A 26,552-nucleotide genomic window follows, 5' to 3' on the forward strand; every position below is an offset into this window, starting at 1 on the left:
TACAAAATAATTAACACGAAGCGGACATACTATCCGCTTCGTGTTTTCTTTTGGAAAGCATATAAAACTATTTCTGTACGTTTAAAATTATTTCCAGATGATCGCCACCGAAAATTTCCTCATCAAAACGGGAAGGGTGACCGTTTCTAACTATTTGAAAAGAACTAGCGCTTTCTGGCATACTCCATTCCGTAAAGCGAAATACATCTTGAAAAATCCAAGGGGAATTATTCGCTTGTTCCCATTTTAAATTGGAACCATTCGGAACTATATCGGATGGGGATAATATCGTTTCTCCCAAATAAACAGTCGCATGATGACGCGATAACTCGATTATTTCATGTTGGAACTTAATGGATATGCGGTCGATTAAGTTTTCCTCCAGTTGATCAGCTAGTTGCTGCAAAGTAGGGGGATGGACCGTGCTTATTTGTATCTCATCCTGATCTTGTACAATGTATTGAGCCTTTATTGGATTTCCGTTTAATAATAATGCTGAAGAGAAGTACGGGATATAATGACTCTTATTATTAATGGAAACTGTATAAGGTTTTAAGGCTGCAAGATAACTTTCTTGATGAACAGCATGCAGTATATGCTCTACTGTATGTTGCGTTTCGACTGTAATTTTATCTCTTTCTTTCAAAGGAGTATCTATCGGAACCTCCTTGTCGTTAACTTTAATACTTGGTTTTACTTTATGGACTACTCCTTGGAAGGTAATTGTTTTGGTAGATGCATCATCGACCAAATCGTGTAAATATGCAGTACCTTCTTTTCCATTTTTACCTTCTAACAGTTCAATTTTGTCTTTATTTTTAATAATTGCTTTTGTATTTGTTTCTTGCCCATTCAATTTAATAACAGCTGGTTTCCCATGTTCCCCTGGAATATGAATTGTTTGTCCGTTTACTTGAACGGTTAGGGCTGGACCAGGTTTACCATATAATTTTCGGGAAGCGATGTTTGCGGCAAGTAAAGCATCTCCTACAGTCATTTCTTTTAGTTCAAATAGGCGGACGATTTGGTTATTTACTTCCACGGACATATACTGAATTGGTGCTCGTTTAGCTGCAATTGCAATTCCTATCGGTGTTACAAGCTCTGGCGTTATAGGAATATGCTCTTCTTTTGTCAAGTTTTGTATAGCATCTATTCCTCTTACTGCCACACGATTTTCAGGCAAATTAAGTTTTTCTGCTAAAATGGCAGTAAGAGAGGGGGTTAAGCTTCCACCACCTACTAGCATGACAGCTTTCGTCGGTTGGTTATTATTCAAGCGAAGAATTTCAGTCGATATGGATGTAGCCAAATCCATCGTTGCTGGTCGGATGGCTGCCATTACTTCTTCTTTTGGAATGCTTTGATCGAACCCCAGAATATCCTGTATTTGAATAGAATCACTTGTATTAATGGCTCTTTTTGCCTCTTCTGCAAGAGGGAAGTCAAGCAAATAATGATCGCTTAGTGCCTCTGTTATTTCATCTCCGGCATTTGGCACCATTCCGTATGCGACAACTGTTCCATGATTTGTAATAGCAATATCGGATGTTCCAGCTCCAATATCCACAAGCGCCACGTTTAGCCGCCTCATAGTAGTAGGAATTAAAACATTGATCGCTGCAATTGGCTCTAAAGTTAAAGCTTCCATTTCTAGGTCTGCCCTTTTTAACGCAGATAATAATGATTCAACGACTACTCGGGGTAAGAAGGTCGCAATTACTTCGATCGATGCCTCATTACCTTGTTGATCGACCAAGCTGCCAATTTCTTCTCCATCCAACCGATAATAAAGTACGCTATACCCAACGCAATAATAATGACTAGATTGTTTATCCACGTCATTTTGTACTAAATTGCTCTGCGCTTGTTGAACAGCTGTAAGTTCTAGTCGGCTTACATCTTCTTCTGAAAAAATCGGCCTATTTTTAATATCCAGCTTAATTTCTGCTTGTTCCGTTTTTAAAGCTCGTCCAGCAGCAGCGACACTTACTTTTTCAAGTGTTCCATGTTTTTCCTCTAGTTGTTGTTTAATCGATTGTATTGCTTCTGCGACTTTTAGTACATTATGTATTTGACCGTCGACCATAGCACGTTCTTTATGTTCCTCTACTAAAATATCGACAACATGAAAGGCTTCATTGCGTTCTTCTAGTATAATACCTACAACAGATCTAGTTCCTATATCTAAAGCAAATAATTTTGATGACAAAATTCCCACGTCCTTTTTAGACAAATACTTTAGCGAGTTGAATCGCTAAAATTAAAATGCGTGACATTCTCGCATACTTTGATTATAATATGTCTTATACCTAAAAATGTATCATAATTTTCAGTCGATAGAAAGTGTCGAAGGGAAAAGAAGAGAGGAGAAATATCTATGAATCATATAGATTTAGAAGCTTTACGCAGTCGTGTAGATGAAATTAACGTTGAAATTTTACAATTGATCAACGAAAGAGCTGGTGTTGTAAAAGAGATAGGGAGAGTTAAAGAAAAACAGGGTGTTAATAGATATGATCCTCTTCGCGAAAGACATATGCTAGATCATTTAAAAGAAAATAATGCTGGCCCACTTCCACAGTCGACTGTAGAGCATATTTTTAAAGAAATATTCAAAACAGCATTAGAACTCCAAGTGGACGATCAAAAGAAAGCATTATTAGTATCCCGTAAAAAGAAATCAGAAGATACCATCGTTGAAATTAACGGTGAAAAAATAGGCAATGGAACACCTTCATTTGTATTCGGACCATGTGCTGTGGAATCTTATACACAAGTAGCAGAAGTAGCAGCAGCCATTCAAGGAAAAGGCTTGAAATTAATACGTGGAGGCGCATATAAACCTCGTACTTCTCCGTATGATTTCCAAGGTCTTGGTTTAGAAGGTTTAAAAATATTGAAACAAATCTCTCAGGAATATGGGTTAGCGGTTGTATCAGAGATCGTTACGCCTAGTCATTTAGAAGAAGCACTTGACTATGTTGATGTCGTGCAAGTAGGTGCTCGCAATATGCAAAACTTTGAATTATTAAAAGCAGTAGGTTCGATTAATAAACCTATTTTATTAAAACGTGGTATTGCTGCTACATTAGATGAATTCATTCATGCAGCAGAATATATTATGTCACAAGGAAATGACCAAATTATTTTATGTGAACGCGGTATTCGCACATACGAGCGTGCAACACGAAATACATTAGATATTTCAGCTGTGCCAATTTTAAAACAAGAAACACATTTGCCAGTATTTGTGGATGTTACGCATTCCACTGGACGCCGAGATATCCTTTTACCAGCAGCGAAAGCGGCAATTGCAATTGGGGCAGACGGGGTGATGGCAGAAGTTCATCCAGATCCTGCAGTAGCTCTATCGGATGCAGCACAACAAATGAATTTACAGCAATTTGATGAGTTCTACAATTCATTGCAAAACTTTATGAAAACACATGAAGTGCATGCCTAAGTAGTAATTATTCACAAAACCGACTCTTCTTGTAGAGTCGGTTTTACTATTTGATTGAAAGTTATAGAGGATATCAAGTATTATTTATATATAATATATATAATAAAAATGTGAAGGAGGGATCTGCGTTGACTATTACCATTTATGATGTTGCACGAGAGGCGAATGTGTCGATGGCAACTGTTTCACGAGTAGTGAATGGAAATCAAAACGTTAAACCAGCAACTCGTCAAAAAGTATTGGCAGTAATAGAGAGATTGGATTATCGACCGAATGCAGTCGCTCGTGGTTTGGCAAGTAAAAAAACAAAAACGGTAGGAGTTATTATTCCCGATATATCCAATGTATTTTATGCGGAGCTTGTACGAGGGATAGAAGATATCGCCACGATGTACCGCTACAATATTATTTTAACTAATTCTGACCAACAAGCAGATAAAGAAGTACAACTACTATCAACGCTAGCTAGTAAACAGGTGGATGGCATCGTCATGATGAGTGATGAGGTTACAAAGGATATGCTACATGAAATGGAAAGATCCAGTGTTCCGATTGTTTTAGCAGGTACTGTGGAAACTTCGCAATCATTTCCTTCTGTCAATATTGAATATCAAGAGGCAGCCGCCGACGCCGTAAATCGGTTAATCCAAAATGGGCATAGCCGTATAGCATTTGTCTCTGGCTCAATGTCGTCGACAATCAATCGAGTGTATAAACTTTCGGGTTATGAAAAAGCATTAAATGATGCAAATATTGAAATTGATAATGATTTAATCGTTGGTGTCGATAATACATACGATGATGGTCTCGTTGCATGGGAGGAACTACGTAACCTTCAGAATCCACCGACTGCTTTTTTTGCTGGTAATGATGAAATTGCTATTGGATTAATACATGGGGCACAAGACAATGGGTTACGTGTACCGGAGGATATTGAAGTGATCAGTTTCGAAAACTCGAAACTAGCAAGAATGGTCCGACCAGAGCTAACAAGTGTTGTATTGCCTTTATATGATATTGGAGCAGTTTCAATGCGATTATTAACAAAGTTTATGAATAAAGAGAAAATTGATGAACAGACGGTTATTTTACCTTACCGTATAGAGGAAAGAAACTCAGTAAAATAAATGATCTAAAAAATCACCAGTACCTACGGTTACTGGTGATTTTTGTATGATTGGTTGTTGCGAAGTAAATATAATGCTTTATCGAGCATTTGTTTATTTTTCTCTGTTATTTCGGCCTTACGAGGAATCGGTTCATATAATGGATTCGGATCCATCCAAGTAGGGATAAATGGGACTGGAGACTCCGGTGACCAGCGATCAAGCCATGCTTTTGGCAAATTGCCTTCTGGAGTGTTCACGTCGTTCATCTCCATCCAAAGAAGGGACCAAGCACGCGGAACTACTCTCCAAATATCATAACCACCACCGCCTACAGCAATCCATTTTCCACCACAATACTGGTGAGCGAGCTCATGAGCAAGCTTGGGAATCTCACGATAAATATTCATCGTTCCATACAAGTGGGTTAATGGATCAAAATAATGAGCATCTGCACCGTTTTGACTCAAAATAACATCTGGCTTGAAAGATTCGATTATTTCACGAAATGCTGTACGGTAAATATCTAAGAAAGATTCATCTTCCGTAAATGCATCTAGTGGAAAATTGAAAGAAGTACCATAACCTTCTCCAGTTCCTCTTTCTGTTATGCTCCCAGTGCCAGGAAATAAGTACCGTCCGGTTTCATGAATAGAAATAGTGCAGACATTGGGATCTTCGTAAAAACTCCATTGTACGCCATCTCCGTGATGTGCATCAGTGTCAATATATAAAACCCTGGCATTATATTTTTGTTGCATATATTTGATCGCGACCGAGCTATCATTATAAACACAAAATCCGGAGGCTCGTCCTTTAAACCCGTGGTGGAGGCCTCCACCTAAGTTAAGTGCATGTAATGATTTGCCCTCCATTACATGATCAACAGCAGTTAATGTACCACCTACCAGACTGGCGCTCGCTTCATGCATTCCTGGGAAAATGGGGGTATCTTCTGTTCCGATACCGTAACTTTCATAGCTAGTTGTATCTCCAGTTTCTAAGCTCGCTTTTTTTACAATTTCAATATATCCGGGATCATGTGCTAAACTTAGTTCTTCATCTGTTGCTGCTCGTGGTGCAACTATATCCGATAATGATAATGCGTTCATTTCATTCAAAAGATCGACCGTTAAAGTTAAACGTTTCTGATTGAAAGGATGGGTATCAGAAAATTTATAGCCTAACTGGTCCTCTGAAAACACAAATACAGCATTTTGTTTCATAGGGTCATTCCCGGGTGGTTTGGCCATAAGACATCAAATCCTTCAGCCCTAATCGCTTCTATTAGCTTAAGTGGATTCATTGTTTTCACTCGAAGAACTAATACTTTATAATCATCATCTATTTTATCGGGATATACTAGCACGCTTAATACATTCATTTTTTGCTCGTAAAACACTTTAGATATTTCGAATAATACCCCAGGCTTATTTGGTACACGGACTTCAATTTGAGAACCTGGCTGATGGGAACCCGTTAGTTCAATAAATTTATACAGTAAATCCGACTCAGTAATCATTCCTACTAGTTTTCCTTGCGACACAATAGGCAAACAACCAATTCGATTATCATAAAAGATACTAGCCGTTTCCTCTAGAAAATCTAAAGGATGACCAACAATCGGGTTTTTCGTCATAATCTTTTCTAAAGGCAATGCAAAAATTTCAGGGGAGGAACTATTTAAAAGTGTTGATGGAGTTGCCTCTTTTAAATCTCGATCGGTTACGACTCCTAAAATTTCTGATTCTGGTCCTATAATTGGAATATGGCGTATTCGTTTTTCTCTTAAAAGCTGTAATGCATCATTAATCGTATGCATAGGTGTTAAAGTAGGAACGGAGGTATTCATAATTTCCTCTATAAGCATATACATAAGCTCCTTTATAAAAAGATAGATTCACTTTTCAATAAACAATAGAAGTTCTATTTAATACATAAACCGATTCATAAATCGCAGCTGATCAAATTGTTGGATAGAATCAGGGCTTACTCTGCTCCCTATTTTAGCCATTAAACAATTAGCGGGATGCGAACTAATCTCTGGGTCATCCGTTGCAAAATATTCCAGTCCGCCAGCTTGCATCATCTTCTCCATCACTTTCCGGTACTCCCATACATTTAAGCCAGTTCCTTTTAGATCCCAGTGCCAGTAATACTCAGTTGTAATTGTTATATAATCTTCCATAGCATCATCCATCATAGAAACACGTAACAAATTCTTCCCAACACCGGTTCCTCGGAATTTTGGAATTACTTCTATAGCGCCCAGCTCTATTAAGTTTTCCATATTTCCTTGTGACCATCTTTCTAATGGATCGGGATGAAGAAACGTACAATATCCAACAATGGTATGTTGATCTCGTACGATAATAATCCTTCCTTCGGGTAATTTGGCAATTTCGATAATTGCTTTATGTTGCATTTCAGGAATTCGAAAAGCTACTAAATCTTCATGAAATTCTAATTCTGCTATTACCTCCGAAGGAACAGGACCTTCAATAATGATGGGACCGAATTTTGTTTCTATCTCCACCATATTATACTTTTTTTCATGTATCACGAATTCACCACCTATATAAAATAAAAGCAATTGATACTATTATACACGATTTTTAATGTTGTTCTTCTTTAAATATAACGAAACATTCTCAAAAATAAAAAGATTGGCAAAAGTATTGTGAAGTATTGTAGAATAGAAGAGTATAGTTTTTAGAAAGGGTGAATAGGATGAAAGTCGAAGTATTACCGGTAGTACAAGGGGATTATCAGCTCAAGGATTATGATGAAACCGTAAAATCGTTTCAATGGGAAGATGCTGAGAAAACTTTTTCTTGGTATAACACTGGGAAAGTAAATATGGCATATGAAGCTATTGATAGACATGCAGAATCCGATAAAAAGGATAAAGTAGCACTTTTTTATCAAGATGGGGATAGAAAAGAATCTTATACGTATGTGGATATGAAAAACGCAACGAATAAGGCTGCAAATGTATACAAGAAACTTTCTAACTTAACAAAAGGCGATCGACTATTCATTTTTATGCCTAGATCTCCAGAATTATATTTCTCTTTGTTAGGTGCGGTGAAAATGGGAGTCATTGTCGGACCTCTTTTTGAAGCATTTATGGAAGGAGCGGTATATGATCGTTTGTTAGATAGTGAAGCAAAGGCTATCGTTACAACACCTGATTTATTAAGTAGGGTTCCTTTAGATAAATTACCAAATTTAGAGACCGTTTTTTTAGTAGGAGATAACATAGAAGAAACAGAAAAGTTTATTGATTTTAAAAAAGCATTACATAATGCTTCGGATGCTTTTGACATTGAGTGGGTCGATAAGGAAGATGGATTAATCCTGCATTATACGTCTGGATCCACTGGAAAGCCTAAAGGAATATTGCATGTACATTACGCGATGGTGCAACAATACCAATCGATGAAATGGGTAATGGATATTCGGGAAGATGATACTTTTTGGTGTACTGCCGATCCAGGCTGGGTAACCGGGACCTCTTATGGAATCTTTGGACCTTGGTTGGCCGGTGCAACTACACTTGTCGTAGGAGGACGCTTTTCACCAGATGCTTGGTATCAAGCGATTGAAGATTATAAAGTAACCGTGTGGTATAGTGCTCCTACAGCATTTCGTATGTTAATGGGGGCGGGAGATGCCGTAGTGAAAAAACATGATTTATCCTCACTTCGTCACATTTTATCCGTAGGCGAGCCACTTAACCCGGAAGTTGTCAAATGGGGAATGCAAGTATTCCATTTGCGTATCCATGATACTTGGTGGATGACCGAAACAGGAGCTCTTATGATTTGTAACTTTGGCTGTTTGCCTATCAAACCGGGATCTATGGGGAAACCACTACCAGGTATAGAAGCAGCAATTATTGACAATCAAGGAAATGTCGTTCCTCCATTTACAATGGGGAACCTTGCGATTAAAAAAGGATGGCCATCTATGATGCGCCAAATTTGGAACAATAAAGAAAAGTATGAATCTAGCTTTATGAATGATGAGTGGTATTTTTCCGGAGATTCTGCTTATATGGATGATGAAGGGTATTTCTGGTTCCAAGGCCGTGTAGATGATGTTATTATGACATCTGGCGAACGGGTAGGACCATTTGAGGTGGAAAGCAAATTACTAGAGCATCCTGCTATTTTAGAAGCAGGAGTAATTGGAAAACCAGATCCTGTGCGAGGGGAGATTATTAAAGCATTTGTTGCCCTAAATGAGGGATATGAGCCTTCAGAAGAGTTAATATCGGATATCCAACAATTCGTGAAAAAGGGACTTGCAGCACATGCGGCACCAAGAGAAATTGAATTTAAAGATAAGCTTCCGAAAACTAGAAGCGGTAAAATAATGCGTCGTGTTTTAAAAGCGTGGGAATTAAAATTGCCAACAGGTGATTTATCTACAATGGAAGATTAAATGATTGAATAATTAAATATAAGAAAGCCATGGCAACCTGATTTGTAGGTCGCCATGGCTTTCTCATTTATTATGGAGTTGTGTCATCTGAATCTACTGGTGAATCTCCATCATCTGTAGGAGGAGTAGTCGTTTCATCGTCTATCGTTTCCCCGTCGCCATTATCTGGCGTAGTTGGTGGTGCAACTGGTAACTCAGGAGTTTGATCTTCTAAAGAAACAACATTCGAAGCACCTGATTGTAAACCAGTGATGTCTACGGATACAATAATATATTGACCAGGCCCATTGATTGTGTAGCTATAGCTTTCTGCTTCTGCCTTAGTAGCAAGGAGTACTCGCTGACCATTTACAACTTGGAACACACGATACCCTACAACATCCGAAGAGGCTGATTTAGACCATGTCAGTACATTTCCAGACAATGTGGCATTTACGGTCGCAGGTGGACTTCCATCCGCCTTGAATACTTCCTCTGATACGACATTGCCGCCAAATGAAGAATTCTCAGGGAAAAGCTTACTTGCATTTCCACCGAATCGACCAAGCATTCGAGTGATAAAGTCTTCGTTTACACCGTATCCACCTCCAACAACAAACTCGGAAGGAGTGGAATCGAGTGCTCGATATCTATTACCATTGATTACTACATAAGAAGACGATATTAGACTGTCATCTTTGGCAGTTGGTAACATAGCTGCTGCATTAAACAGATCTGATGTTACTAGTCCTGCTTGTGCACAAGCTTCAGAAGGAGCTAATCCGGAAATTCCACAAAAAGATTTTGTAACTACTCCTTTCGGAACAGGAAAAGGATTAGGTGCATCAATTAATTCTGGAGACACGTCGTACATGGCATTCATCATATTAGACCATAGCATATTGACGCGCACACTTGGATGATTATAACGATTGTTCATATAAAATAGCGATTTAGTATTATCGTCGTAACCGAGCCAAACCCCAAGAGAAACATTCGGATTATAACCTACAAGCCATGAGTCATTATGATTTTGAGTAGTACCGGTTTTAGCCGCGAAATCAGATTTAAATTTAAGACGAGAGTTTGCCAACTTCGCTGTACCGCCAGATAAGACGTCTCGTAACATATCAGTAATGATATAGGAAGTAGCTGGACTAAATACTTGTACAGGTTCGATTTCATGTTGATAAATAACATTGCCTCTAACGTCTTCAATTTTTTCAATCATATATGCATCGATAAACTGCCCATTATTTGCAAATGTACCAAATGCATTTGTGTTTTCTTCTACTGTAGCGCCATTAGTCATCCCACCGATGGATAGGGCATGATTTGCATATTCATTATCTTCAATATGTTCAAAGCCCATTTTCATTAGGAAATCTGTCGGTTTTCGATCCATGATCAAATCATATAATCGAATCGTTGATAAGTTTTGAGACGTCATGAGAGCACTGCGAGCTGAAATGATTCCTTTTTCCTGCGAAATAGTATAGTTTGCTGGTGATTTTGCCCATGTCGTACCTTTCAAGTTTTCTAATTTAATATCGACGACAGGACTTCCGGCCCCAATGACTCCATATTCAATTGCAGGAGCGTATACTAGCAAAGGCTTCATCGTTGAACCAATTGGTCGAACTGCTTGTGTGGCATGATTATATTGTTCTAAATTGTAATCTCGTCCACCTAAAAACGATAATATCTTACCAGTTCCATTCTCAATTAACATACTCCCAACTTGAACAGGGAGATCTTTTGTAATCATTTCTCCAGTGTTTGGATCCTTCACTTCTTTTGTAAAAGTATGTCCATAATATTCAAATTCATCTTTTACTTGTAACATTTTTTCAAACATTTCTCTATTAATCGTTGTATGAATTCGATATCCATCCGTTCTAATAGATCGTTCAGCTATAATATTATACTTCTCGTATAACTTAGGTTCGTTTGCAAGTCTTTCTGGATCTACTCCATCAGCACTTGCCAATTGCTTACTTAAAATATCTTTTACACGGTTTTCAATCTCGTGTGTTAACCAAGGATATTTCTCTTCTGCTACTACTTCAGGCTCTCTAAAATCCTGCGTAATATCATAACTTACTGCAGAGTCATATTCTTCTTTCGTAATATAACCAGTTTCTTTCATACGATATAAAACAGTTTTCATCCGCTCAATGCCCGGCTGTAACGCTTCCCCTTCTTTTCTTTCTCCACCTTGTCTAAAAGGGGTATAAGCAAAAGGTGCTTGGGGAATACCTGCAATATAGGCTGCTTGAGGCAATGTAAGATCCTTTGCTTTAACGTTAAAGATACCATTTGCTGCAGTTTCAATACCGGCAATATTTCTTCCATTAGCATTTCTTCCATATGGGATAATATTTAGGTATGCTTCTAATACTTCGTCTTTTGTCATGAAATGTTCTAAGCGCATTGCTAAAAGTATTTCTTTTGCTTTACGTTCATAGGATACTTCATTCGTTAATATTTGGTTTTTTATCAATTGTTGAGTTAAAGTCGATCCGCCAGTTTGTGTATCAGAATTTGTAACATCTTGGAGTAAACCACGGATTATTGCTTTTGGTACAATACCGTTATGTACTTTAAAATATTCATCTTCTGTTGCCAAAACGGCATCTATTACAAATGGGGAAACCGAAGCAAGCTTTGTTTCTGTTCTTTCAAGATCGGTTCTTAGTTTGCCTAAATATACCTCCCCGGCAAAATAGATTTCGGATGTTTCTTCATAATTCAGTACGTTTGCCCTCATTTCATCTTTACTTCGAAGAGGCTCTTCTTTCACGAGAGAAGCAAAGTAACCAGCACCAACGGAAGCGGCAAACACTCCTAGAGCAAGGAATATTACGAAAAATAATAAGCATAAGTTCCATAGAACACTAGAGGAAATTCGTAATCCTTTTGCCCATGTGGTGGACTGCCAGGCATTCATTTTTTCTTTATAAAATTGGATTTTCTCTATCCATTTCTTCATCAATTATTCTACCTCCAAATCAAGGATTATTATACCATAATCGTTTATCATTAGACGATAGTTATTGACATACGTTTTAGAATGGGTAAAATAGATATATATTTTAACGTAGAAAAGTCCGAAGTAGTGATTATACAAACTGTTTAGAGAACTAGCGGTTGGTGCAAGCTAGTCAGTGTATATAGCGAATTACAGGCTTGGAGTTAGACGTTTTCACAACGATATCGTGACTGAGGCGGAAGGAGATTTTCCTTCAAGCTGGGTGGTACCGCGCTATTAGACTTAAGCGTCCCTGCATGATTTATTTCGTGTAGGGACTTTTTGTATTTTAAAGGAGGAATTATGATGACAAACGCATTACTCGAAGACTTATCTTGGAGAGGGTTAATTTATCAGCAGACAGATGAAGAGGGACTAAGGGATTTATTGAATAACGAAAAAATTTCTTTATACTGCGGAGTTGATCCAACGGCAGACAGTATGCATATTGGACATATTGTTCCGTTATTAACACTTCGTCGTTTCCAACTTCATGGGCACCGTCCGATTTTGTTAGTCGGGGGAGCAACAGGTATGGTTGGAGATCCTTCTGGTCGTTCAGAAGAGCGGGTTTTACAAACAACCGAACAAATTGATAAAAATGTAAGCGGCATTAAAACACAAATGGAACGTATTTTTGACTTTAAAACAGAAAATGGCGCTCAAATGGTTAATAACCATGATTGGATTGGACCAATGTCTGTTATAGAGTTTCTACGTGATTTTGGAAAACTTATTAATATAAACTATATGTTAGGAAAAGATTCGATTGCTTCCCGACTAGATTCAGGTCTTTCTTTTACAGAATTTGCATACACATTAATCCAAGGAATTGACTTCAACCATTTATTCAACACATATAATTGTAAAGTGCAAGTTGGGGGATCTGACCAATGGGGAAATATTACAACAGGTCTTGAAGTGATTCGAAAAACGCATGAAGAGGAAACAAAAGCTTTTGGCATCACGATTCCATTAGTAACGAAAGCAGATGGAACTAAGTTTGGTAAGTCCGCTTCTGGTTCTGTATGGTTAGATGCAAAGAAAACATCTCCATATGAGTTTTACCAATTTTGGATTAATACTGCGGATGCGGATGTTATTAAATACATGAAAATTTTCACTTTCTTAGAGCGTAGTGAAATTGAGGCATTCCAAGAAACAATAGAAAACGAACCACATTTACGCAAAGGACAAATTGCACTGGCGGAGGAAATGACCCGTTTAATCCATGGCCAAGAAGCTTTGGATCAGGCAGTTCGTATTTCTCAAGCATTATTTAGTGGAAATTTAAAAGAGCTAACAGCAGATGAAATGAAAGATGCTTTTAAAGATGTACCATCTGTTGAAATGACGAAGGAAACAAAAAATATCGTGGACTTTATCGTGGAAGCTGGTGTTTCTCCTTCGAAAAGACAGGCACGCGAAGACGTGACGAATGGCGCTATTTCTGTAAATGGAGAAAAAGTAACCGATTTGGCTTATGAGGTAGGAGAAGCAGATCGCTTAGAAGATGAATTCATGATTATTCGTAGAGGTAAGAAAAACTATAAAATGATTAAATTTCTATAAAATAGGATTAACGAGAAAAGAGATGCTGGTCATAACCAGCATCTCTTTAATAATCGTATTAAAACTATATCATGTACTTAGAATCCTCCTCTTTCATCTACATGGTGATTATTCTGACCGTCTTTTACTTGAAGTTTTTTCTTTTCATTATCTGTTAGCTTTTGATACTCAGTAAAATTCGAACTGACATGGTTTGTATTCATTTTTTTATTTACTGAGTTATTCGATTTCTTATTATTCATACGAGTTTCCTCCTAATTTTCCGTATTTCAATATATAGTGTTTACCTTTCATTTTAAAATAATCATGAAATTATTAAGAAAATAAAAATAATAGGTAAAATTAGATGATAAACAACTGTAAAATAGTATAGAATAATAAAAGGAAGCAAACTTTCAACAAGATATACATATATTATATTATTTTTTGAGGATTAATTATTTGGATCAAGGGGCTGGGCGTAATGGCTACAAATAAATATGTGCTAGATCGATTTGACGACTTTTTTGTTATTTTGTTTGAAAAAAATAACAAGACGAAAAAGTTGGTTATTTTAAAAGATAAGTTTACGGTAGAGGCAAAAATAGGGGATTTAATAGAAATTCATATTAACGAGGATAAATCAGGCTATGATTTCACTATATTGAAAGAGGAAACGAATAATACCAAACAAAGACTATTGGATTTGATAGAAGGTATGAAAAAGAATTAAAGAAAAAAATGTCTTCGATTTCTTACTCTATGAATTAGTTATAGGATGTCGAATAGACAATCAGCATAAAATTGCCGAGAAAAGAGATAGAGGATATGACCTACATCTCTCTAAAATGATAGATGCAGCTTTTTAAACATATGGGGCTGGGCTTTTCTCTCAATACCGAAAGAAACACCTCCGGATATCTACTTTGAAAATAAGTAGTTAGCCGGAGGTGTTTTAGTGTGGAAAAATAAGGTCCTTGTATAAAGCGATCAGCATGTATTGGTTCCTAAAAATAATAAAAACCCTTAGAAAAGTTGAAATAACAACAATTCTAAGGGCTTCTTTAGAAGGGTATACTACCCAACAGAATTAACGAGAGTAGAACTCAACGATTAGAGCTTCGTTAATTTCAGCTGATAATTCACTACGTTCTGGAAGACGAACGAAAGTACCAGCTTTTTTGTCAGCGTCAAAAGTTAAATATTCTGGAACGAAGTTGTTTACTTCGATTGATTCATTTACAACGTCTAGGTTTTGAGACTTTTCACGAAGAGAAATTTCTTGACCTGGTTTTACGCTGAATGAAGGAATATCAACACGTTTACCATCGACCATAACGTGACCGTGGTTAACTAATTGACGAGCTCCACGACGAGTACGAGCAAGACCTAAACGGTAAACAACGTTATCAAGGCGAGTTTCAAGAAGAATCATGAAGTTTTCACCATGTTTACCTTGCATTTTGCCAGCTTTGTCAAAAAGAGTACGGAATTGACGTTCGTTAACACCATAAGTGTGACGAAGTTTTTGTTTTTCTTGTAATTGCATACCGTATTCTGTTAATTTTTTACGTTGGTTAGGACCGTGTTGTCCTGGTGCGTAAGGGCGTTTTTCTAATTCTTTACCAGTACCGCTTAGTGAAATACCAAGACGACGTGATAATTTCCATGATGGACCTGTATAACGAGACATGTAAGTCTCCTCCTTTATATTGGTTTTATTTTGTTGTAAAATAAGACCAGATGTATTCAGACTAGCAGACATTTTGTTTTCATGTATCATCGCCCTAGCAGCCGAGGGTTACGGGATACACCATCTATTTACAAAAATAAGAGGAACAAAATGAGCAATCTAGGCCATACAACTGCTGCATTTATTTTACACAAATTCGATTGTATCTCTATTTGATAAGAAAGTCAATAAGATTCCTTTAAGCAAAGATTTTAAATGACATAAATTTGGAAAAAATATTTGACAAAACTAATGGAATATAGTCAAATTGAATTATAAGGAAAACGTGATAAAAGTATTACATTCACTCTTAGAAAGCTGAGAGGTGTACTAATGAAAAAAGAAGGAATAATGACTCTAATAAAAAGTAGAATTTTAGATGTATGTAATGAGAATATACTGATGCATGAATCTAATATGAGATGGTTCCATGAGTTGAAACGAATATTATCAGAATTTTTCGATGTTGAGACGGCCCATTATTTTAACTTTGATTTAAATACATTCATACCGCTAAAAGGTAGTCAACCTTACCAGGAAAAACTAGATATTATTAAATGGAGTGAAATTGAAGCACTCTTTTATGAAAAGGATTTTACTGAAATCTCTTTCAGGGGTAAAACTATGGTGCTAAACAAGGAAGTTACTATTTTGCTTAGAGATGATGACAGACAACCTATTGGTTTGCTAGTAATGGATTCAACGAAGAGCTGGAAAGAGTTCTCTCAATCGGAGGAAGTAGAAGAGTTTTTTCATACGGTTAGTAAACTGGTAGATACAATTAGACAAACGATCATTTTAAAACAGCAAGAAAATCAATACAGAAATTTATTTAATGTAACAAAAATGTTTAATTCTACACTAGATTCGGGAAAAATTTTAGATGGAACATTATTTGCTATAAATAATGCTTTTCCTCAATTAGAACCAGCATTGATACTATCAAATGATCAAGATAGAAAAACTTCTGTCCCCTATAAGTTATTTGATTATACTTCTGAAAGACCTATGACTGTAGAGGCATATGTGTCGGGGGAGATTACAACAGAGCTCGCACAGGATCTAGGGGTGCGATTATTAAATGTACCGATAAAAGGAAACCAGGGGATTTATGGTATATTGCAACTCTCCGCTCCTTTAAACTATCTTTTTTCTGCTCGTCAAAAAGAGTTTGCAAACTTATTGGCCGGGACTACTGGGAATGCGCTTGAAAATGCAAAATTGTATATTCAATCTCATAGACTGGTATCCGATTTACAACTTATAAACGAAACTTCGCATAAATTGAATATGAATATATCATTAGAGGAAATGGTAGTTTTCTTAAAGAATCAATTAATGAAATCTTTTCATCCGGAAGAAACGTGTTTTGTTTTTATCGAGGATGATGAGTATAAAATCTCACCGGCTAGCAATGACTTTTTTCATACAATGGATGGTCAATTATATATTCAATATGTGGCAAGTCATTTCAATAAAGTAAAAGATTCTTTGTTTATTGCAGATTTTAATCGATTAACCGAGCTTGGGTATGAGTATCGCTCTCTAATTGCAGTGCCATTAAAAGAGCAGAATACAATTACGGGTTTTAGTATTGTTCTTCATAGAGAGCCTTATTTCTTTTCATTTGATAGCTTTAAGTTAATGCAATCTTTAATACAACATTCCTCTCTAGCAATAAGTAACTCAACTTTACGAAACAAGCTACAGGAAATGGTGAATCGCGATCATTTAACAAATCTTTTTGCACGAAAATACTTGGATAAATATGTAGAAACCTCAATGGAGAAAGATGAACGTGGCGTATTTGTGTTAATGGATATTGATAATTTTAAACATGTGAATGATACGTATGGTCATCAGGTTGGGGATGAAATATTAAAACAAATTGCTTCAATAATGCAAAAAAGTGTCGGAAAAAAAGGAATCGGTGCTCGTTGGGGTGGAGAAGAACTTGCTTTGTATTATGATCAAATGACAATTGCAGAAGGTGTGAAAGTCTGCCAACAATTATTGGAGTTAATACCAGTCCACACTAATCCGAGTGTAACCGTTTCCATTGGAGTTGCGAGTTGGGAACAAAAGGATAATGTGAACTTTCAACTCCTTTTTCATAGTGCAGATGTTGCTTTGTATGAAGCAAAAAATAGAGGTAAAAACCAGTTAAGTATTATGGAAGCATCCCATCTTTAATAAGAGGGGTGCCTTTTCTTTTTAGTAGATACAGTGTACACTTGATGTAAGCGTTTACAAAAGGGGTGTAGAATAATGAAAGACAATACAAATTTGCAAAAAGAAACAGAGTACATCCACAAAGGATATCAATCTACTGACCATCAAGATAGCCTATCGGTGCCTTTGTACCAAACATCCACATTTGCATTTGAAAATGCCGAACAAGGTGCTAGAAGGTTTGCAGGAGAAGAAGCCGGTGGAGTATATTCTCGCTTAGGTAATCCAACTGTTCGAGTGTTGGAAGAGAGAATGGCAGCTATGGAACATGGAGAGGGTGCTTTGGCGTTCGGCTCTGGTATGGCGGCAGTAAGTACCATTTTGGTTCATTTAACCAAATCCGGAGATCATATTCTTTGCACACGAGGGATATATGGCTGTACATTTGGTTTTCTCAACATATTGAAGGAAAAATACAATATTTCGCATGATTTAGAAGTATTGACAACAGAAGAAGAAATCGAAGCTGCGATAAAACCGAATACCGTATGTATTTATATTGAAACTCCTATTAATCCAACGATGGAAATAGTGGATATTGCGCTAATAACGAAAGTTGCCAAAAAACATGGTATTCGTGTAGTGGTCGATAATACATTTTCTTCTCCTTATTTGCAAAATCCATTAAAGCTTGGTGCAGATTTTGTATTGCATAGTGCGACTAAATACATCAATGGTCACGGAGATGTTATTGCAGGAATAGTTGTTGGAAAGCAAAAAGAAGAAATAGAAGCAATCCGTTTTTCTGTTCAAAAAGATTTTGGAGGAATTATTTCTCCTTTTGATGCATGGTTATTAATTAGGGGATTAAAGACGTTACATGTTCGAATGGAGCGACATACTAAAAATGCGGAAGAAGTGTTGGCATATTTAAAAACAGTACCATCAGTAGAGAATATTTATTATCCATTTGATCCAAATAACCCTCAATATGAAATTGCTAAAAAACAAATGAGCGCAGGAGGCGGGCTTATTTCATTTACGGTTAAAGGTGGGATGAAAAGCGCGCAAAAGCTTATGAATGAGTTAAAGCTTATCAAAATTGCAGTTAGCTTAGGGGATGCTGAAACACTTATCCAACATCCAACGACGATGACTCACTCTGTAGTCCCAGAAAAAGAGAGATTGGAAATGGGCATCACGGATGGATTGCTTCGTCTTTCTATCGGTCTTGAAAATCCTATTGATCTAATAGAAGATTTAAAGCAAGCCATATCTCAACTATAATTTAAAAATGGATAGAGATTCAGGTATTTCCTGAAATCTCTATCCATTCGTATTTTACTGTATTAGTATAATTGGCTTGTTAAATGCTTGGTTAAAACTTCAACAAACTGTTCTAAGCCTATTGCATCTTGTTCAGAAAAACGATTTTTAATGGGGCTATCTATATCAAGGACCCCTACTAATGTCTCGTCTTTTATAATAGGTACGACAATTTCAGATTGTGATGCAGCATCACATGCAATATGGCCAGGAAATGCATGAACATCCGGTACAATAGCTGTTTCTTGCGTTTTTGCGACAGTACCGCATACGCCTTTTCCAACTGGAATTCTTACACAAGCCGGTAGACCTTGAAATGGGCCTAGAACTAGTTCCCCGTCTTCCATTAAATAAAACCCTACCCAGTTAATTTGATTAAAAAATTGATTTAATAATGCAGAGGCATTGCTTAAATTGGCAATAGGGTTTTTTTCTCCAGTTAAAAGTGCATCTAATTGTTTCGCTAACATTGTATAATTAGCTGCTAAATCCTCAGAATAAGTTGTTTTCGTGAACATATGCTATTCTCCATTCTACAAATGATTTTTTAATTCGTTATAAAATTGATGTAAATCATTAACCTGATGTGCATCCGAACCGAATATTAAAGGTATTTCCAACTTTTTTGCCAGTTCAATATAAGCCGGGGCGGGATAACTTTCTAAACAATAAGGTTTAGTAAAGCCAGCACTATTTACATCTAACTGAAGCTGACGTCTTTTCATTTCCTTTAAAATAATAATAATTTCTTCATGATCATTTATTTTTTCGGAAAGTGCGTGTTGAAACTTATGAACGAGTGTAATATGACCGATTCGATTTGGTTTATATTTTCCTAAATCACTCGTTATTGAATCCATCAATGTTTTATAATACAATTTATACACAGACATTGGGCTTCCCACTCGTTTTATAAATTTTAGATAAGTAGATTTAGAAAAGTCTATACATGTATAGTCATTTTGAAAATATAAGAAATGAACAGAGAGAATCGAATCATCCAAATATTTTCCGTATGTATTTAGAAAAGAAATAGTCTCATCTTCAAAGCCCGATATAAAATCTATTTCTAATCCAGTTGAAATAATAATATCTTTTCTATATTGTTTTTTCAAATCATCTAAATCGGACAAATAAGATTCGAGACGGCTAATGTCCATTCCGCTATCCTTATCGGGGGTTGGATCTACAAAGTTTTGAGGCAATGGAGCGTGCTCTGTAAAAGAGATTTCATAAAAACCATTTCGTATTGCTTTTTCAATATATAGATGGAATGGATCAAGCGTTCCGTGAGGACAATAGGGTGTATGAATATGACCATCCTTTTTCAACAAAACTAGCCTCCTTTGCGCAGAAATATTATTATTTCAAAAAATTCATTGCTTTTCTAGTGTTTTATGAAACAATAACATAAAAAGCATGGTAATATATAGAGGAACATTTGAATTAGAACTTTTTTGATTTTGGAACAGGGGGCTTACGATGAAGTATATCATCCCAGCAGTCATTATACTTTTAGTAATTGCAGTTTTTGCGTTTATTATAAGAAGAAAACATAATTCGGAAATTGAACGTTTAGAACATGAAAAGCATCAAATTCAAAATAAACCTATTTTAGAAGAAATGACAAAAGTAAAACAATTGAATATGAATGGTCAAACAGAAGAGATGTTTGAAAGATGGAGAAATACATGGACAGAAGTTATGGATGTTCATATGCCGAAAATTGACGTTCTATTATTCGATGCAGAAGAAAAAGTAGATAAATTTATCTTTCCGAAGGCTTCTAAAATTGAAAAAGAAATTCAAACATTGATTTCTTTTTGCGATGACAAAATGTCAGAGATTTTAAAAGAACTAGAAGAGTTAATCGGTAGTGAGGAAAAAAATCGAATTGAAATGGAGCAGTTGAAAGAACAGCATCGTGCTGCTAGAAAAACTTTACTTGCTCATCAATATTCTTTTGGAGATGCCGTACCTGCATTAGAAACAAAATTAGAATCATTTATCCCGCATTTTGAGGAATTTGATAAACTAACCGAGACAGGAAATTATTTGAGCGCAAGAGAAATTGTTATATCTTTACAAGACGAAGGACAAAAATTCTTTCCAAAGTTGCACGATATTCCAACAATCCTTTCAGAAATCCAAAATAAAATTCCTGCTACCATTCACGAACTACGAAATGGTCAGAAAGAAATGGAAGAAAGTTCTTATTACTTGCAACATCTTGAAATGAGCAACAAATTAGATTCGATAGAAGAAGAATTGATCGAGTTAAAGGAAGCAGTAGTCAATCTTGAAATTGAAAAAACCATTGTCAGAGTAGAAGAAATAAAAGATGAAATGGAAACCTTCTATGACTTGTTAGAAAAAGAGGTACTTGCAAAAAAATACGTGGATCAATACAAAGGACAAACTGCGACACGTTTAAAAGAAGTAACAAATGTTACTCGCGCAATAAGTGAAGAAGCTGCATATGTACAACAAAGCTATCGTTTACCAGAAAAAGAAGCTGAAATTCCACAAAGCTGTTTGAAGGAATTAGAAGAGTTGGAAAAGAAGTTCGGACTTCTTTCGTCTCGGGTGGACGAAGAAAAATCTGCGTATTCTAGTCTACAAGAAGATCTAAACGAAATTGCAGAAGAACTTGATCGTCTATATGAAGAACAGGAACGCTTTGCAAATCGATTAAATAATCTCCGTATCGATGAAAATAAAGCTCGTGAAAAGTTAGATGAGCTAAAAGATATATTACATGATACGGATCGTATGCTACAAAAAGCGAATATTCCAGGGATTCCTGAAGATATGGATGTACGTTTGGAAGAAGCAGAAGAGCATATATATGTGGCGATGCAAAGCCTTCAAGAAGTACCTTTAAATATGACATTAGTGGATAATTATTTAGAGAAAGCCGAAGCTTGTATGGAAGAAGTGCATAAAAGGGCAAAAGAAATGTTAGAAAATGTATTATTAACAGAAAAAATTATTCAATACGGAAACCGTTATCGTGCTAGTCATCCTAGTATACACGCACGCTTGTTAGAAGCAGAGGAAGCATTCAGGCAACTTAGATATGCAAAAGCGCTAGAAGATGCTGCAACAGCAGTAGAAGAAGTAGAACCAGGTGCTTTGAAGAAAATTGAAGTATTGGTGAAAGAAGAAGCTTGGCGTACATAACTAATAAATGTAAGAAATGCATTCGGTCTTTCTGGACGGTCTAGACTTAGTATTCTGTTTTTTATACAAACGTGAACCACCTCACTAAAAAAGTGATGGTGGTTTTTTTCCGAAAAAGGAGGGAACTACAGTGATTTATTTTGATAACAGTGCCACAACAAAAGTACATCCAAAAGTATTAGAAACATTTATGGCAGTGAACGAGAAATTTTGGGCAAACCCAGCCTCTATACATGAATTTGGTCATCAAACAAACGAATTATTACAATCAGCTAGACAACAAGTAGCAGAAATATTACACACAGCCAACGATAAGGTTTATTTTACATCAGGTGGCACTGAATCCAATAATCTAGCTATTATTGGTTTAGCAAATAAATATAAACATCGTGGAAGTCATATACTCATCTCAGCAGTGGAGCATCCATCTGTGATAGAAGCTGCCAGACACCTAGCACTAACTGGATTTGAAGTCGAATGGATTCCTGTAGATTCAGATGGAATTATTGTACTCGATACAGTAAGACAAATGCTACGCGACGATACAGTATTAGTAAGTGTAATGCATGTGAATAATGAAACTGGAGCAATCCAGCCAATTGAAAAGCTTACTTCGATAACAAGAAAGAATAGCCGAGCGTTAATCCATATGGATGCAGTGCAAAGTTTTGGGAAATTACTGGTACATTTTGGAGAATTTGATGTAGATGCTATCACCATTTCCTCGCATAAGATCCATGGTTTAAAAGGCTCAGGTGTACTAGCATTAAAACAATTTATTGAAGTAGAACCGATTCTATTTGGTGGAGGGCAGGAATTTGGTATTCGAAGTGGGACGACTCCAGTTCCATTAGCTGTATCTACTGCAAAAGCGATGAGGCTTGCAAATGAGAACTTTCAAGAAAAAGTACAAAAAATGCAAATGATGACAGACGATCTTTTTCATTTTTTGCGTTCTTTTTCTGCAATAAAAATAATTTCTCCTATAAAGAGAGCACCACATATAATTTCTTTTTCAGTTCATAAAATCAAAGGCGAAGTAATTATTAATGCTTTACAGCAAAAAAATGTTATAGTTTCTACAAGCAGTGCATGTTCTTCGAGGCAAACAAAAACTAGTCATGTACTAAAAGCAATGCATATACAAGACGAGCATATTAAAGGAGTAATCCGTTTAAGTATTAGTTCGTTTAATACTCAAGAAGAGGTCAATCAGTTTAAAAACATATTTACACAAGTGATGAATGTAATTAAAGGAGACTAAATTGTATGAAATGGGAAAAGATTTTAGTAAGATACGGTGAATTATCAACAAAAGGAAAAAATAGAAAACAGTTTATAACGCATCTCCGTAATAATATAAAATTTTCTTTTGTAGATTTGCCAAATATTAAAGTACAAGCGGAAAGAGATCGAATGTTTTTAACTTCCTCTGAGGATTCGGAAATTCAATCGTTAATAGAGCGCTTGCCAAAAATATTTGGTATTCAATCATTTAGCCCAGTTGCATCTTGTTCAAAAGAATTAGAAGATATACAAACGACTGCGCTTCAAATTTTAGAAAGTTTAGACAGTAAAGACAAAACGTTCAGAGTGACGGTAAAACGCACGGATAAAAAATTTCCGCTTGATACATATGAACTGCAAACGACAGTGGCAAGTCATGTATTACGACAGTATCCTTCTTTAAAAGTACAGATGAAAAAACCCGAAATAGATTTACGAATTGAAGTATTAAATGACGCTGTATATATGATGGCTCAAGTAATCCCAGGAGCAGGGGGAATGCCGCTTGGTTCAAATGGTCGTTCATTATTAATGCTTTCGGGTGGAATCGATAGTCCAGTTGCTGGCTTTATGCTTTTGAAACGAGGAGTTAGATTGGATGCTATTCATTTTCATAGTCCTCCATTTACTAGTGAACGTTCAAAAGAAAAAGTGATGGACTTAGCTAACCAGTTAAGTCATTTTGGAGCAACTGTAAGACTACATGTTATTCCATTTACAGAAATCCAACAAAGTATTCAAGCGCAAATTCCAGAAAATGTATCGATGACTACAACTAGAAGAATGATGATGAAAATTGCAGACTTAGTGCGAGAAGAAATTGGTGCGTTAGGAATTGTCACAGGAGAAAGTTTAGGTCAAGTTGCAAGCCAAACACTTGAAAGTTTAACTGCCATTAATGCAGTAACATCCACACCTGTCTTTAGACCACTTATTTCGATGGATAAGTTAGATATTATAGATATTGCCCGGGAAATAGGAACTTATGACACATCCATCCTGCCGTATGAAGATTGTTGTACTATTTTTACGCCATCTTGTCCTAAAACAAAGCCAAAGCTCGAGAAAGTACAATACTACGAGAGCTTTAAGGATTATAATGATTTAATAAAAGAAGCAGTAGAAAATAAAGAGGTTTACTCGTTTCCGACTAAAAAGAAAAACGAATTTGAAAGTCTCCTTTAAAAAAGTGGCAAAAAATACCTTCTAACCTTGTGTATGAAATTAGAGAAAACGACCATTCTAATTTCACAAGGAGGTGAGAGACATGCCAAACAACAATCAACTTGTAGTTCCAGGCGTAAAACAAGCAATTGATCAAATGAAATATGAAATTGCTCAAGAGTTTGGAGTACAACTTGGAGCTGATGCATCATCGCGTGCCAACGGATCCGTAGGCGGAGAAATTACAAAGCGATTAGTGCGTCAAGCCCAATCACAAATGAACGGTTACAATAAATAAGTGAACAAATAAACCGGCAGCTTAGGCTGTCGGTTTTTTAATGACCTAAAATATCCGCCTATATAAGTTAGAAAATTAAATTTTCATTTAATAATCAAATAATTTACTTTATAATTAAGTTGTACTGTAAAGGAGGAATTATATTGAATACACAAGATTTAATAGCACCGGCGCATTATAACTTGGTAAGTGAGTTTGAAAAGTATAGCACTAGTGAAGAAAGATTAGCGCTCATTTGGGAATCGGACAACGGGAAAACTAGAAAGAGTACATATAAGCAACTAATTCAACAGGCAAACAAAATTGCAAATGTATTTACTCGTGCTGGCTTAAAAAAAGGAGATATCGTTCTAGTAATGGTACCTCGTTTGGTTGAAGCATATGAAGTTTATATTGCTGCATTAAAAGCAGGGTTAGTTGTTATACCAAGTTCAGAAATGTTGCGAGCTAAGGATATCGAATACCGTCTAGTTCATAGTGGAGCGAAAGCAATTATCGCATATGAACCATTTTTAGATCAATTTAATGACGTACAAAACTTAGAAAATAAATTATTATTTGTAATAGGGGATGGCAAGAACAATTGGACGTCTTTGTCACATGAAATTTTAAGTGAAACGGATGTATTCCAAACAGTAGATACCTTAAGTGACGATATGGCGTTTATCTCTTATACGAGTGGAACGACTGGCAATCCAAAAGGAGTAGTACATACACATGGCTGGGCCTTTGCGCATTTGCGGACATCAGGGCCAAACTGGTTAGGCATCCAAGAGGGAGATATTGTATGGGCAACAGCGAGCCCTGGATGGCAAAAATGGATTTGGAGTCCTTTCCTTGCGACGCTTGGAAGTGGAGCAGTTGGATATGTATATAACGGCAAATTTGAACCGAATGTATATTTAAAAAATATTCAAGATAAAAAAGTTAATGTTCTTTGTTGCACTCCTACCGAATATAGGATTATGGCAAAGGTAGAAGGCTTATCAAATTATAACCTTTCTTCTCTTCATAGCGCAGTTTCAGCAGGAGAACCGCTTAATAGAGAGGTAATTGAAACATTTGAAAAACTGTTTAACCTAGAAGTCCGCGATGGATATGGTCAAACAGAAAATACTTTGCTTGTTGGAACGATGAAAGGGATGGAAGCAAGACCTGGTTCAATGGGGAAACCAACTCCCGGCAATACAGTAGAAATCATTAATGAAGTAGGAGAAATTTGTGCCCCTGGTGAAGTAGGGGATATTGCCGTACACATAAAAACTCCTGCCCTTTTCAAGGAATATTTAAAAGACCCAGAAAGAACATCGATGCAATTTAGAGGCGAGTATTATGTTACAGGTGACCAAGCGAAAAAAGATGAAGATGGCTATTTCTGGTTTGAGGGTAGAGGCGACGATATCATTATTAGTTCGGGCTATACAATAGGTCCATTTGAAGTAGAGGATGCCTTAACAAAGCATCCAGCAGTGCAGGAATGCGCAGTGATCGGTAGCCCACATGAAGTTCGTGGTTCCATCGTAAAAGCTTTTGTCGTTTTACTGGATAAATCTAAGGCGTCGGATGAATTAGTGAAAGAACTTCAAGAACATGTGAAAACAATTACTGCCCCCTACAAATATCCTAGAGAAATAGAGTTTGTGGAGGAATTACCGAAAACGGCTTCTGGAAAAATCAGAAGGGTTGAATTAAGACAAAACGAACAACTGAAGAGATAGGCAAAAACCACGGAGAGCAGTTCTATGTTCTCCGTGGTTTTTTGAGCAGATGTCAATAGCTATTAAAAACAAGAGAGATATGGATATAAA

Annotated in this window: 21 protein-coding genes and 1 other annotated feature; of the genes, 12 read left to right on the top strand and 9 right to left on the bottom strand. The window is 36.4% G+C overall.

The annotated features are described in order from the left end of the window. Positions 1-67: 67 nt before the first annotated feature. Positions 68-2,212 carry a cell division protein FtsA gene (locus FS486_RS08460; protein ID WP_144510903.1) on the bottom strand — a complete coding sequence of 715 codons (2,145 nt, stop codon included), beginning with the start codon at positions 2,210-2,212 and terminating at the stop codon, positions 68-70. Positions 2,213-2,380: 168 nt separating this feature from the next. Between FS486_RS08460 and FS486_RS08465 the strand changes: the two genes are divergently transcribed. Together FS486_RS08465 and ccpA are read left to right on the top strand one after the other, a co-directional pair. Beyond that, positions 2,381-3,466 (top strand): bifunctional 3-deoxy-7-phosphoheptulonate synthase/chorismate mutase, encoded by a 1,086-nt coding sequence (locus FS486_RS08465; protein ID WP_144510904.1) that lies wholly within the window; start codon positions 2,381-2,383, stop codon positions 3,464-3,466. A gap of 128 nt (positions 3,467-3,594) precedes the next feature. Continuing rightward, complete coding sequence (gene ccpA / locus FS486_RS08470; RefSeq protein WP_144510905.1) at positions 3,595-4,593, top strand: catabolite control protein A; 999 nt, start codon at positions 3,595-3,597, stop codon at positions 4,591-4,593. 29 nt (positions 4,594-4,622) lie between these two features. On the opposite strand, the gene FS486_RS08475 is transcribed toward ccpA, so the two are convergent. Genes FS486_RS08475 through FS486_RS08485 form a run of 3 tightly spaced genes read right to left on the bottom strand, consistent with a single transcriptional unit; the run spans position 4,623 to position 7,135 of the window. Further along, on the bottom strand, positions 4,623-5,825 hold the full coding sequence (locus FS486_RS08475) for an acetoin utilization protein AcuC (RefSeq protein ID WP_144510906.1): 1,203 nt from the start codon (positions 5,823-5,825) through the stop codon (positions 4,623-4,625). Next, on the bottom strand, positions 5,795-6,442 hold the full coding sequence (locus FS486_RS08480; protein ID WP_144510907.1) for an acetoin utilization AcuB family protein: 648 nt from the start codon (positions 6,440-6,442) through the stop codon (positions 5,795-5,797). The genes FS486_RS08475 and FS486_RS08480 overlap by 31 nt, the downstream gene beginning before the upstream one ends. A gap of 60 nt (positions 6,443-6,502) precedes the next feature. Next, positions 6,503-7,135 carry a GNAT family N-acetyltransferase gene (locus FS486_RS08485; protein ID WP_144510908.1) on the bottom strand — a complete coding sequence of 211 codons (633 nt, stop codon included), beginning with the start codon at positions 7,133-7,135 and terminating at the stop codon, positions 6,503-6,505. A 167-nt stretch (positions 7,136-7,302) separates the two neighbouring features. Between FS486_RS08485 and acsA the strand changes: the two genes are divergently transcribed. Next, on the top strand, positions 7,303-9,021 hold the full coding sequence (gene acsA, locus FS486_RS08490) for an acetate--CoA ligase (RefSeq protein WP_144510909.1): 1,719 nt from the start codon (positions 7,303-7,305) through the stop codon (positions 9,019-9,021). 70 nt (positions 9,022-9,091) lie between these two features. Here acsA and FS486_RS08495 read toward each other — a convergent pair whose 3' ends face one another. Beyond that, a complete protein-coding gene (locus FS486_RS08495; protein ID WP_144511030.1) occupies positions 9,092-11,992 on the bottom strand; it encodes a transglycosylase domain-containing protein in 2,901 nt (966 codons plus the stop codon). Between the two features lie 100 nt (positions 11,993-12,092). Then, positions 12,093-12,289: a binding site (T-box leader), on the top strand. Positions 12,290-12,337: 48 nt separating this feature from the next. On the opposite strand from FS486_RS08495, the gene tyrS reads away from it, so the two are divergent. Further along, positions 12,338-13,603 carry a tyrosine--tRNA ligase gene (gene tyrS, locus FS486_RS08500; protein WP_144511031.1) on the top strand — a complete coding sequence of 422 codons (1,266 nt, stop codon included), beginning with the start codon at positions 12,338-12,340 and terminating at the stop codon, positions 13,601-13,603. A 77-nt stretch (positions 13,604-13,680) separates the two neighbouring features. On the opposite strand, the gene FS486_RS20110 is transcribed toward tyrS, so the two are convergent. Then, complete coding sequence (locus tag FS486_RS20110; RefSeq protein ID WP_186321406.1) at positions 13,681-13,845, bottom strand: hypothetical protein; 165 nt, start codon at positions 13,843-13,845, stop codon at positions 13,681-13,683. Positions 13,846-14,066: 221 nt separating this feature from the next. Here FS486_RS20110 and FS486_RS08505 point away from each other — a divergent pair, with 221 nt between their 5' ends. Then, on the top strand, positions 14,067-14,315 hold the full coding sequence (locus tag FS486_RS08505) for a DUF3006 family protein (protein ID WP_144510910.1): 249 nt from the start codon (positions 14,067-14,069) through the stop codon (positions 14,313-14,315). Between the two features lie 357 nt (positions 14,316-14,672). On the opposite strand, the gene rpsD is transcribed toward FS486_RS08505, so the two are convergent. After that, a complete protein-coding gene (gene rpsD, locus FS486_RS08510) occupies positions 14,673-15,275 on the bottom strand; it encodes a 30S ribosomal protein S4 (protein ID WP_144511032.1) in 603 nt (200 codons plus the stop codon). Between the two features lie 372 nt (positions 15,276-15,647). Between rpsD and FS486_RS08515 the strand changes: the two genes are divergently transcribed. Further along, on the top strand, positions 15,648-17,507 hold the full coding sequence (locus tag FS486_RS08515) for a sensor domain-containing diguanylate cyclase (protein WP_144510911.1): 1,860 nt from the start codon (positions 15,648-15,650) through the stop codon (positions 17,505-17,507). Between the two features lie 75 nt (positions 17,508-17,582). Then, on the top strand, positions 17,583-18,773 hold the full coding sequence (megL, locus tag FS486_RS08520) for a methionine gamma-lyase (protein ID WP_144510912.1): 1,191 nt from the start codon (positions 17,583-17,585) through the stop codon (positions 18,771-18,773). 62 nt (positions 18,774-18,835) lie between these two features. On the opposite strand, the gene FS486_RS08525 is transcribed toward megL, so the two are convergent. Both FS486_RS08525 and hisJ read right to left on the bottom strand, forming a co-directional pair. After that, entirely contained in the window at positions 18,836-19,330 is a 495-nt protein-coding gene (locus FS486_RS08525; protein ID WP_144510913.1) for a GAF domain-containing protein, read from the bottom strand. Between the two features lie 15 nt (positions 19,331-19,345). Next, complete coding sequence (hisJ, locus tag FS486_RS08530) at positions 19,346-20,143, bottom strand: histidinol-phosphatase HisJ (protein ID WP_144510914.1); 798 nt, start codon at positions 20,141-20,143, stop codon at positions 19,346-19,348. A 151-nt stretch (positions 20,144-20,294) separates the two neighbouring features. Here hisJ and ezrA point away from each other — a divergent pair, with 151 nt between their 5' ends. From ezrA to mbcS, 5 genes are all read left to right on the top strand, one after another. Then, complete coding sequence (ezrA, locus tag FS486_RS08535; protein ID WP_144510915.1) at positions 20,295-21,995, top strand: septation ring formation regulator EzrA; 1,701 nt, start codon at positions 20,295-20,297, stop codon at positions 21,993-21,995. 130 nt (positions 21,996-22,125) lie between these two features. Further along, the gene (locus tag FS486_RS08540; RefSeq protein WP_144510916.1) at positions 22,126-23,259 is read left to right on the top strand and encodes a cysteine desulfurase family protein; all 1,134 of its coding nucleotides are present in this window, start codon (positions 22,126-22,128) and stop codon (positions 23,257-23,259) included. 5 nt (positions 23,260-23,264) lie between these two features. Then, positions 23,265-24,467 carry a tRNA uracil 4-sulfurtransferase ThiI gene (gene thiI / locus FS486_RS08545; protein ID WP_144510917.1) on the top strand — a complete coding sequence of 401 codons (1,203 nt, stop codon included), beginning with the start codon at positions 23,265-23,267 and terminating at the stop codon, positions 24,465-24,467. An 82-nt stretch (positions 24,468-24,549) separates the two neighbouring features. Continuing rightward, on the top strand, positions 24,550-24,744 hold the full coding sequence (locus FS486_RS08550; protein WP_144510918.1) for an alpha/beta-type small acid-soluble spore protein: 195 nt from the start codon (positions 24,550-24,552) through the stop codon (positions 24,742-24,744). A gap of 143 nt (positions 24,745-24,887) precedes the next feature. Continuing rightward, positions 24,888-26,462 carry an acyl-CoA synthetase MbcS gene (gene mbcS, locus FS486_RS08555; RefSeq protein WP_144510919.1) on the top strand — a complete coding sequence of 525 codons (1,575 nt, stop codon included), beginning with the start codon at positions 24,888-24,890 and terminating at the stop codon, positions 26,460-26,462. Positions 26,463-26,552 lie beyond the last annotated feature (90 nt).

The organism is Bacillus sp. FJAT-22090 (genome assembly GCF_007676755.1).
Classification (GTDB): Bacteria; Bacillota; Bacilli; order Bacillales_A; family Planococcaceae; genus Psychrobacillus.